Raw genomic sequence first — 9,599 nt, forward strand, 5'->3', positions numbered from 1 at the left:
AATCAGACCTTCCGCTACCCCGAAACCGCCGTTAACCCGAGTTCGGTGCCCTGGAACCGCTCCGGCCGCCTTTGAAAAGCGCGGCCCAAGCCGATAAATAGAGGGCATGTCCGCGGCCTTTCCGTCTCCCGACCACGACCATGCCGGCTGTTCGGCCTCCGTGCTGGCGCATGCCGAGAGCCTGTGCAAGGAGCGCCAGGAGCGCCTGACCCCGATGCGGCGGCAGGTGCTCGCGGTGCTCGCCTCCAGCCACAAGCCGCTCGGTGCCTACGAGATCCTCGAGCTGGTCGCGCCCGGCGGGCCGCGGCCGGCGCCGATCACGGTCTATCGCGCCCTCGACTTCCTGATCGCCCAGGGCCTCGTCCACCGGATCGAGAGTCGCAATGCGTTCCTCGCCTGCTCGCACAGCCATGCCTCGGGCGCGCTGGTCGCCTTCCTGATCTGCGAGCGCTGCGGCGCGGTGGGCGAGGCGCCGTCGACGGCGATCGCCGATGCCATCAAGGCCTCGGCCGGACAGCAGGGCTTCACCCCGAAGATCTCGGTGATCGAGGTGACGGGCGTGTGCAGCCACTGCGCCGCCGCCGACGCCTGAGCGCCGTCGTCGCCGCCACCGGCCATCCGGCGCGCCGGAGCCGCGCGGCCGCCCCGTCTCGATCTCAGCCCCAGCCCCAGCCCCAGCCAGGACCATGCCGTGCCCGCCCGCCCGCTCGACGCGCTCGCGACCGTGACGATCGTCGCTCTCAGCGTGAGCTGGGGCCTCAACCAGGTCGCCATCAAGGCGGCGCTGCCCGACATCCCGCCGCTGATCCAGGGGGTGATCCGCTCCTCCGGAGCGCTCGCCATGCTGCTCGCCTGGTGCGCGATGCGCCGCGTCCCGCTGTTCTCGCGCGACGGCAGCTTGCCGGCCGGCCTCCTCACCGGGCTCCTGTTCGGGCTCGAGTTCGTCATGATCTACCGCGGCCTCCTGATGACCACGGCGAGCCGCGGCACCATCTTTCTCTACACGGCGCCGCTGTTCGTGGCGCTCGGCGGGTCGTTCTTCCTGCCCGGCGAGCGGCTCGGGCGGCTGCAGTGGCTCGGTCTGGTGACGGCCTTCGTGGGCGTCGCGGTGGCGATCGGGGTGCCGCATCTCCTCGCCCCGGCGAGCGCCGCCGGCGACGCAGCGGCGCTGGCCGCAACCGAGGCGAGCACGCTGGCCGGCGACGCGCTCCTGCTCGTCTCGGCGGTGTTCTGGGCGGCCACCACGCTGGTGGTGAAGGGCTCGCGCCTCGTCCATGTCGCGCCGGAGAAGACGCTCGGCTACCAGCTCGCCGCCTCGATCCCCATCTTGGGGCTCGCGGCGCTGGCGTTCGGGGAGACCGTCGCGGGCGTGCCGCGCCCCGCGGCGACCGGATGGCTCGCCTATCAAACCATCTGGGTGGTCGGAATCACCTATGGGCTGTGGTTCGCCCTGGTGAAGCACTATTCGGCCAGCCGTCTTTCGGCCTTCACGTTCCTCACCCCGTTGTTCGGGGTGTTGGCCGGGCATGTCGTGCTCGGAGATGCTATAGACTGGCCGTTCGCCGTGGCGGCCGCCCTGGTGGTCGCCGGGCTGGTGCTGGTGAACCGCCCCCGCCGCGCCGGCGAAGCCGCCCCTCCGGGCGGAACACCGGCCGGGACGAACGAGTCGCGTTGACGCCGGCATGCGGGTCTGGCACTCCGCAGCCGTTGCATTTTCGGGAGTTGCACGATGAGCGATCCGGCCCTGAGCCAATCGGCGGTCAGCGAACTGGCAGGTCCGGCGCCGCGCCGCGAGACGGTGGGCGTGAAGGTCGGCAACGTCACGGTCGGCGGCGGTGCTCCGATCGTGGTGCAGTCGATGACCAACACCGACACGGCCGACGTCGCCGCGACGGTCGCGCAGGTGACGGCGCTGGCCCGTCAGGGCTCCGAGATCGTCCGCATCACGGTCGACCGCGACGAGGCGGCCGCCGCCGTGCCGCACATCAAGGAGCGCCTGCTCAAGGCCGGCATCGACGTGCCGCTGGTCGGCGACTTCCATTACATCGGCCACAAGCTGCTCGCCGACCATCCGGGCTGCGCCGAGGCGCTCGACAAGTACCGCATCAATCCCGGCAATGTCGGCTTCAAGGACAAGCGCGACAAGCAGTTCTCCTCGATCGTCGAGATGGCGATCAAGCACGGCAAGCCGGTGCGCATCGGCGCCAACTGGGGCTCGCTCGATCAGGAGCTGCTCACCCATCTGATGGACGAGAACGCCAAGCTCGCCGCGCCCAAGGACGTGCGCGCCGTCACCCGCGAGGCGATGGTGCAGTCGGCGCTGCTGTCGGCGGCGCGCGCCGAGGAGATCGGCCTGCCGCGGAACCGCATCATCCTGTCGGCCAAGGTGTCCGCGGTGCAGGATCTGATCGCCGTCTATCAGGAGCTCGGCCGCCGCTCGAACTACGCCATCCATCTCGGCCTCACCGAGGCCGGCATGGGCTCGAAGGGCATCGTCGCCTCGTCGGCGGCGCTCGGCATCCTCCTGCAACAGGGCATCGGCGACACCATCCGGGTGTCGCTGACGCCGGAGCCGGGCGGCGACCGCACCCTCGAGGTGAAGGTCGCGCAGGAGATCCTGCAGACCATGGGCTTCCGGGTGTTCGTGCCGTTGGTCGCCGCCTGTCCGGGCTGCGGGCGCACGACCTCGACGACGTTCCAGGAGCTGGCCAAGGACATCCAGAGCTTCATCCTGACCTCGATGCCCGAGTGGAAGACCCGCTATCCGGGCGTCGAGACGCTCAATGTCGCCGTGATGGGCTGCATCGTGAACGGGCCCGGCGAGTCCAAGCACGCCGACATCGGCATCTCGCTGCCCGGCACCGGCGAGCAGCCGACCGCCCCGGTCTTCGTCGACGGCAAGAAGGTCGCGACCCTGCGCGGCCCAACGCTCGCGGCCGACTTCCAGGCCATGGTGATCGACTACATCGAGCGCCGCTGGGGCACCGGCGCGCGGACGGCCGCGGAGTAGGGCGGGCCGTATCACCCGGAACGTCTGATCAACTCCTCGATTCGCTTCAGTGCCTTGCTCAGTGAAGGAGCGCGGCCGGAATCGGCCGCACGCTCGGGGCTCCACAATCGATCCGCAAAACCAGAGAGCCAAGCTCCCAGAGCCGGGCCTCCCTCCAGGCCCGACCGCGGGTCTGGAACGAGTTCGCGACGGATTTCGGCAACACGAGATTTTCGGGCGAGGTCTACGATCGAGCTTTTCGGGCGAATGAGCGTTTCGGGATCAGACGGAACGTATTTCTCCTCGACGCCAAGGGCTCGGGCAAATGCGCGTCGGTCCGCCATCAGCCAAGCTTCGGCGGCATGGACGACGATGCGGAAACACATGGCCTCCTCTCGCTCCGGGAGGAGGCGTCGAGCGAGTTCACCGGGACAGGGGGCGTCTTGATCCATGTCCCGAAGTGCGAGAACAGGGCCCCAACGGGCGGCAATGTTCATTCCCCGCAGTCGCGAATCCAGACTGTCCTTGCCGCGACCACGTCTCGGCGTGACGTAGTCGGTTCCCGGTTCGCCGCCGGCAGCCCGGATCAGCACCCGCGCAATCGCTGCGTCGGTCGGACCTTCGCCGATGTAATCGACCCTAATTGGCGACATCGAGCTGCGCCAGCGTCTCGAGTTTGTCGGCTTTTGCGAGGGGGAGGACTGCGGCGCCGACGGTCCATCCGGCTTCTCTGACCTGGGCGGCCACCCGGGGATTGTCGGCTGCGGTCTCGATGGTCGTGCCACTTTGGCCGACGACGAGCCGATGGACCTCCTGTAAGCCAACGCCAGGTGAGTCAAGCATCGCAAACGAGTGAGTGGTGGAAATCACTTGCCGGCCGGAAAGGCGCTGCGCTCGAGTAATCATGGCCGGAATCTGAGCGGATATTGCATCGTGAAGTGAAAGTTCTGGTTCTTCTAGAAGCAAAGGGCCGCCTTTTTCTGTGATCGACCATAGAAATCCAATTAATCGCAGCGTTCCGTCCGAAAAGACCTCTTCACTTTGCTTCGAAGCATTCGGCCGCCAATGCTCGTACGATGCCAGCAGGTGGGGGCGACCTTGGTTGTCGTCTTCCAACTGGAGATCCCTGAATTGGGGCACGGCAATCTGCAACGCCGCGGAAATTCTTCTGAGACGCGGTTCCCGTGTCTTTTTAGGCATATCCTTTATGCGCTGGAGGAGGTCGCCTCCATAAGGATCCTCGTCCTTTTGTGCGCGCTGAGGATCGCGCACGATCTGAGGAACGACGTGCAGGTATCTGATCGATGCAAAAAACTCGACGAGTTCGCGGAATTCTTTGTTTTGTCCGACCTGCTCTAATTTTGTTTGGGTAAACTGCAACGCATCGTCGTCGCCAGCGAGCCTTTGGTGCCGGATGGTCTTTCCATTTGGCAGGCGAACGATCTCCTGCAGGACCGTCGCGAATTTCTCCGAGCCCTTCCGTCCGAATTGGAGCTGATATCCCCAGCGGTTCGGCGTCTCGTCGGTTCCGACATCGACGTCGAGCTCGACATAGCTCGGATTGCGGGCCTCCAGACACCGCACAGCGGAGAGTCCGCTCAGGGCTGCTGCCGTTGGTGATGTCGCTGCGCCCGAGGCGGGCCGCGACCGACTCGCGAGTGCGGTTGCCAATCCGCCCGTCGGCTTTGCGAGATCGCGAAGAAACCGGAGGGCGTCCAAGAAGTTCGACTTTCCAGATGCGTTCGGGCCGACAAGAAACGCCCGTGAACTGAGGTTGACCTCTGCTGATCGGAAGTTGCGCCAGTTCGTCAGCTTTACCCGAGTAAAGCGCAGGGCTTTTGCGGCAGTTTTCATTATACGATGCCTGCTATGGAAGTTATGCGTCTCTGGTCTTTGCTGTCGCCGTCTCGCAAGTGGCGCAACCGCATGTTCGGAGTGCGCGGCGAAGACCGGGCCGCAATGAGTCGGGCGGATTTCAAAACAGTGTAGCGCGGAGGCCGGGAGCGCGAAACCGGGCCGCCCCCGACGAGGCTAGGCTTCGCTTGGCTGATGAGAATAACGGGAGGGGTGGGGCGGCCATCCATGTCGCGATCGGCCGCGACCTCGCGATCGCATGCACGTATGCGCATCTTGATCCATCTCAAGCCGTTTCTCGCGGCGGCGCGGTATAGGGCCGGGATCGCCGGGTGGGCCGCCGCGATCGCGGCGGGACCGCGCCGGCGCCGCGTCGCCCTGGCGCGACAGTCGCCCCGGCGCGAAACAAGAACACGGACGGAGATCTGGCCCATGCTGAAGATCGCGGTGCTCGTCTGGATGGTTCTCGGCATCACACTCGCCGGTGCGTTGGTGGTCGCGATCGTCAGCGTGCCGTCGCTCTACGACCAGGGCATGCGGCTGATCCCGATCGTCGCGGCGGCCGGCTTCGTCGTCGCCATCCCGTTCGCGTTTCTCATCGCCAAGAAGATCGATCAGCTTACCGCCAAGCGCGCTTGACCGGCGCCTCCCGTGACGAGCGCGCCTGACGCGCAGTCGTCGCCCGAAGCTCCGAATCCGGGGCTGGATCCGGTTCGCGGACCGTCCGGTCCGCCCCCCCGGCATGACGAGAGCGGCGCGGGCCGCGGGCCGTGGCGCGCGCGCCGGCTCGGCGTTGCGCCGTATTAGCAAGGATTTCACGACTCTCCGGTAGGGTGCTCCGACCGGCCGCGCGGCGCGCGGACGGGCGCCGCCCTGCGGCGCGGTCCCTCGTGCCCCCGAACCCGGAGACCCGCCGTGCCGCTCCTGCACCGCCTCGCCCACGCCGTTTCTCGGTCCTGGCAGACGATCCTGCCGGTCCTCGTCATCCTGGTCGCCGCGCTGTGGCTCGTGATGTTCCGCGAAAACCCGGCGAGCGAGCAGGCGATGTTCGCCGCGCTGCTGATCATCTACATGGTCCATCAGATCGAGGAGCATCTGTGGCCGGGCGGTTTCCGCCAATACGCCAACGCGCATGTGTTCAAGACCGGCCGCGACGACTGGCCCGTGGACGAGGCCGGCGTCGCGCTCGTCAACATCGCCTGGGTGTGGCTGCCGATCGGCCTCGCGGCACTGTTCCCGGAGACGCTGCGCTGGCTCGGCCTCGGCTGGGTGGGGCTGACCTTCGTCAACGGCCTGTCGCATATCGGCACGACGGTGCGGTTCCGCGGCTACAATCCGGGCCTCGTCACCTCGATCGCGATCTTCCTGCCGTTCACGGTCTGGGTCTTCGCCACCGAGTTCTTGCGCGGCACCCTGAGCGGGGCCGAGATCGCCGGCCTCGTGGTCGCGGGCGTGCTGCTGCACGTCCCGATCGCGGCGCTGTTCGTGATCCCCTATCGGCGCCGCACGCCCGCGCTGGTGTGACGGTCCGTCGCGACGTGCGTCGCGGCCGGCGTGCCGCGGCGCCGCGCACTCAGCCTTTCAGGAACATCACGCCGATCTGGCGGTCGTCGCGGCGCACGATGCGGCAGCGGCGCTGGAACAGGAGCAGGAACTCGGACGGCATGTCGATCGGGTTGGGCACGGTCAGCTTGGCGCCGCCCGACGAGATGTCGCAGATCATGCAGCTCTGCAGCGTCGAGCCGTCGCACGGATCGAAGAAGGCCGGGTAGTGCACCTCGAACCGGGGGCTCCGGCGCAGCTCACGCAGCTTGTTCTGCTGCTGACGGAAGAAAACCATTGCTGATACGCCTCGTGTCGCCGGCGCCGCGCGTCGCGTCGCCGTGGTCGAGGCGATCTTGGGCGCCCCGCGCTAAGCGCCGGCAAAGCGCGTCCGTAAGATTTCGACGCGTGTTTTTCGGACAATGCGAGGAAATTTGCGGAGCGGGGACGCCGATGTCCTTCGACGCCGCGCCGTGTGCTGCGCGCTCCCTCTCTCTCCCCGGCAGAGGGCTTTGCAGAATTCGGCATCCCGGGGCGCGGACCGCAGGTCCGCGAGCCCGGGATCCATAACCGCGGTGCAGGTGGCTTACGACAGACAGGGCGTATGGATCCCGGGCTCGGCGCTTGCGCGCCGCCCCGGGACGACCGAGCAAATCTGCGACGCTCTCCGCCGGGGAGAGGTGAAGAAGAGCGCCGCGCGTTCTCCGCCTGATCTGATCAGACCCGGTCCCGCCTCACAGTTTCAGTTGCCGTGCCGCCTCGACGGCGGCCTGGCGCTTGGACGCCATCTCGGCGTCGAGCGTCTGCTCGCTCCGGGCGATCTCGGCGAGCCGGTCCTCCTGCGCCTTGAGCGTGTCGACGTAGCGGCGGCCGAGATCGGAATTCGCGCCGATCGACTGCAGGTTCCGCCGCAGCCGCTCCTGGTCCTCGCCGATGCGCTTGCGCTCCGCCTCGAGCCGCGACCGCTCGGCCCGCGCCCGGTTGATCTCGCCGACCAGCGCGCCGAGCTTGAGCACCGTCTCCTTCACGGCCGGCGTCTCGTTCTCCAGGCCACGGATGCGCGCCAGAATCTCCTCCGGAGCGTAATCGGTCAGCACCACGGTCTGGCGATCGGTGCGCTCCAGCACCAGCGACGCCTTGGTGGTCTGGCCCTTCGGCGCCTTGACGGCGAGGCGCAGGCGCGTCGGCGTCTCCTCGACGCCCTTGCTGCCCTCGGCCGGCGACCAGCCGTCGGCGCGGGCCTCCTCGACGACGATCTCGCGGTCCTCGTCGGCGGGCGCCACGATCTCGTAGGCGAGGGTGCGGCGCGACCGCGTCGTCAGCGTCAGCGTCCCGTCGACCGCCTTGCCGAGCGTGGTGCGGCGCACGCCCAAATCCTCGCGGCGGATGTCGGTCTTGGCGTCGAGCGCGAAGGTCACGTACTTGAAGGTGCCGCGGGCGAGCAGCGGAAGCTGCGCGTCGCCGACGAAGTTCGCGGTCCCGTCGGCGCCGCCGTCGAAGGCCGTGACGATGCCGGCCGGCAGGCTCGCCTCGCCGTCGTTGCGGATGCGCAGCGCGGCGAGCGGGCGGCGCGCCGAGACCTCGGGCTGGTAGAGGAAGGTGCGGGTCGCCGTCACCTCACGGTCGACGAACGGCACCATCACGGTGTGGCCGGTGGCGACCGTCACCTTGGCCGGGAAGCGGTAGAGGAGCTGGGTGGCCGCCTCCTCGGCCTCGGCGGCCTGAGCGGCGCCGGCGAGCGCATCGGCCTCGGCCGGCGGCGGCGCCGCGGCCGGGGCGGACATCGCCGGGGCCATCAGCCGCTGCATCTGGCCGACCTGCGGCGCCGGCATCGTCTCGCGCCGGGCGAGCGCCGTGCCGGCCGCCTTGGCCCGCGGGCCCGGACGGCTCTCGGTGGCGTCCGAGGCGTCGTCGGGGCGCGGCAGCACGCGCGCCGCGGTCGTCACCGGAACCTCGATGCGGTCCGTGTAGAAGGCCGTGTAGAGCTGCTGCTTCAAGGCCACCGGGTTGCCCGAGACCAGCACCAGCTCGACGTCCGTCCAGTCGCCGCCGGTGAGGTTCTCGACCACGGCCCAGCCTTGCAGCCGGGCCTTCCCGCCCTCCTTGGGCAGCACCAGCCGATACGAGGTCTTCCACACCGGCGCCGCGACCACGTAGCCGAGCCCGACCGGGCGGTTGCCGTCGCCCAGGAAGCCGATCGACAGGGTGCGGCGATCCTTGGCGCGGTTCTGCGATTGTCCGGCCAGCGCCCGCTCGATCTGGACGCGGGTCTCCGGGTCCGTGAAGCGCAGCGCGGTGAGATCCTCGAGCACCGCGGTGACGAGACCGCGCGCCGTCATCAGCGCGAGGCGGTGGCGCGTCACCGTGCCGCCGCCGTTCGGAAGCGCCGTCTCCTCCGGCTCGACCCGGAACACGCGGCCGGTGGCGTTCACCGGGCCGGCGATCTCCACCTCGGTGCCGACCAGGGCGTTGAGCAGCGCCGACGGCGAGGCGAGCGCCTCCGGCCCGAACGGCAGGTCGCGGAACAGCTCGGCGAGCGGGGTCTTGCCGGGCAGGCTGACGGCGCCGATGCCGCCGGCGCGGTCGAACACGGTGAGGCTCTTGAGGAGGTCGTCGACCTGGTCGAGCCGCACCGGCAGCTCCACGGTGGCGCCGCCGTTCACGGTCCCGGCATGGATGAACTGGGCGAGGCCGGCCGAGGACAGCACGACCCGCTTCAGCGGCAGCTCGGCCGCGTCGGCCGCACCGAGGCCGGCGAGGGCCGGCGCGACCAGAAGCGCGGCGGTCGCGAGCAGGGCCGTGCGGAACGGCAGGGCCGTGCGGCGCGACGCCGTGCACGGCGAAGAGGCCGGCGCGAAAGGCGGGCGGCGGCCGGCGGAGCGAAACCTATGGTGCAGGGGCATCTGACGATCCCGTCGCTGACCGCCCCGTCGCGCCGGCCGATCCGGCCGCGAGGGCGGTGTCACCGGCGGTACCGAAGACCCGAACCTGGGCGCCCGAAGGGCGGGCGCATGATGCCGATGTGACGACGGCGCCGGCACGCGGTTGGTGTGCGGCGTGGGGGCAGGGGTTCGATGGGGAGGGACGGCAGTTTGCCCCGCCGCGGGCCGTCGGGACGTGAGGGGCGAGGATAACTCCTTGGTCATCCCGGGGCGCGGACCACGGCTGTCCGGCACGGATTGTGCTTTATGCGGCGAGCCTCGGTTGGTGGCGC

9 protein-coding genes are annotated in these 9,599 nt (G+C 69.0%); 5 read left to right on the forward strand and 4 right to left on the reverse strand.

The genetic code is table 11. The features are described from left to right. Positions 1 to 106: 106 nt before the first annotated feature. The 3 genes from ACFSOX_RS23375 to ispG all read left to right on the forward strand — a co-directional run bounded on the left by ACFSOX_RS23375 (position 107) and on the right by ispG (position 3,010). The gene (locus ACFSOX_RS23375; RefSeq protein ID WP_378480224.1) at positions 107 to 592 is read left to right on the forward strand and encodes a transcriptional repressor; all 486 of its coding nucleotides are present in this window, start codon (positions 107 to 109) and stop codon (positions 590 to 592) included. Between the two features lie 99 nt (positions 593 to 691). Beyond that, complete coding sequence (locus ACFSOX_RS23380) at positions 692 to 1,675, forward strand: DMT family transporter (protein ID WP_378480225.1); 984 nt, start codon at positions 692 to 694, stop codon at positions 1,673 to 1,675. 54 nt (positions 1,676 to 1,729) lie between these two features. Next, positions 1,730 to 3,010, forward strand: coding sequence for a flavodoxin-dependent (E)-4-hydroxy-3-methylbut-2-enyl-diphosphate synthase (ispG, locus tag ACFSOX_RS23385; protein WP_378480226.1), 1,281 nt, complete (start codon positions 1,730 to 1,732; stop codon positions 3,008 to 3,010). Between the two features lie 11 nt (positions 3,011 to 3,021). Here the strand turns inward: ispG and ACFSOX_RS23390 are convergent, their stop codons facing one another. Both ACFSOX_RS23390 and ACFSOX_RS23395 read right to left on the reverse strand, forming a co-directional pair. Next, positions 3,022 to 3,375, reverse strand: coding sequence for a hypothetical protein (locus tag ACFSOX_RS23390; RefSeq protein WP_378480227.1), 354 nt, complete (start codon positions 3,373 to 3,375; stop codon positions 3,022 to 3,024). 253 nt (positions 3,376 to 3,628) lie between these two features. Beyond that, entirely contained in the window at positions 3,629 to 4,843 is a 1,215-nt protein-coding gene (locus tag ACFSOX_RS23395) for an AAA family ATPase (RefSeq protein WP_378480228.1), read from the reverse strand. A 432-nt stretch (positions 4,844 to 5,275) separates the two neighbouring features. On the opposite strand from ACFSOX_RS23395, the gene ACFSOX_RS23400 reads away from it, so the two are divergent. Both ACFSOX_RS23400 and ACFSOX_RS23405 read left to right on the forward strand, forming a co-directional pair. Beyond that, a complete protein-coding gene (locus ACFSOX_RS23400) occupies positions 5,276 to 5,482 on the forward strand; it encodes a hypothetical protein (protein ID WP_378480229.1) in 207 nt (68 codons plus the stop codon). A 276-nt stretch (positions 5,483 to 5,758) separates the two neighbouring features. Next, the gene (locus ACFSOX_RS23405; RefSeq protein ID WP_378480230.1) at positions 5,759 to 6,367 is read left to right on the forward strand and encodes an HXXEE domain-containing protein; all 609 of its coding nucleotides are present in this window, start codon (positions 5,759 to 5,761) and stop codon (positions 6,365 to 6,367) included. Positions 6,368 to 6,416: 49 nt separating this feature from the next. Here ACFSOX_RS23405 and ACFSOX_RS23410 read toward each other — a convergent pair whose 3' ends face one another. Then, positions 6,417 to 6,683 carry a PilZ domain-containing protein gene (locus ACFSOX_RS23410; protein WP_378480231.1) on the reverse strand — a complete coding sequence of 89 codons (267 nt, stop codon included), beginning with the start codon at positions 6,681 to 6,683 and terminating at the stop codon, positions 6,417 to 6,419. Between the two features lie 436 nt (positions 6,684 to 7,119). Then, entirely contained in the window at positions 7,120 to 9,288 is a 2,169-nt protein-coding gene (locus ACFSOX_RS23415; RefSeq protein WP_378480232.1) for a DUF4139 domain-containing protein, read from the reverse strand. Positions 9,289 to 9,599 lie beyond the last annotated feature (311 nt).

The organism is Rhodoplanes azumiensis, from assembly GCF_042682915.1.
Classification (GTDB): domain Bacteria; phylum Pseudomonadota; class Alphaproteobacteria; order Rhizobiales; family Xanthobacteraceae; genus Rhodoplanes; species Rhodoplanes azumiensis.

What these genes read in the sequence shown, in the direction of transcription:
- ACFSOX_RS23375 (WP_378480224.1), top strand. Translation starts at nt 107, where the DNA reads ATGTCCGCGGCCTTTCCGTCTCCCGACCACGACCATGCCGGCTGTTCG.
- ispG (WP_378480226.1), top strand. Translation starts at nt 1,730, where the DNA reads ATGAGCGATCCGGCCCTGAGCCAATCGGCGGTCAGCGAACTGGCAGGT.
- ACFSOX_RS23390 (WP_378480227.1), bottom strand. Translation starts at nt 3,375, where the DNA reads ATGTGTTTCCGCATCGTCGTCCATGCCGCCGAAGCTTGGCTGATGGCG.
- ACFSOX_RS23395 (WP_378480228.1), bottom strand. Translation starts at nt 4,843, where the DNA reads ATGAAAACTGCCGCAAAAGCCCTGCGCTTTACTCGGGTAAAGCTGACG.
- ACFSOX_RS23400 (WP_378480229.1), top strand. Translation starts at nt 5,276, where the DNA reads ATGCTGAAGATCGCGGTGCTCGTCTGGATGGTTCTCGGCATCACACTC.
- ACFSOX_RS23410 (WP_378480231.1), bottom strand. Translation starts at nt 6,683, where the DNA reads ATGGTTTTCTTCCGTCAGCAGCAGAACAAGCTGCGTGAGCTGCGCCGG.
- ACFSOX_RS23415 (WP_378480232.1), bottom strand. Translation starts at nt 9,288, where the DNA reads ATGCCCCTGCACCATAGGTTTCGCTCCGCCGGCCGCCGCCCGCCTTTC.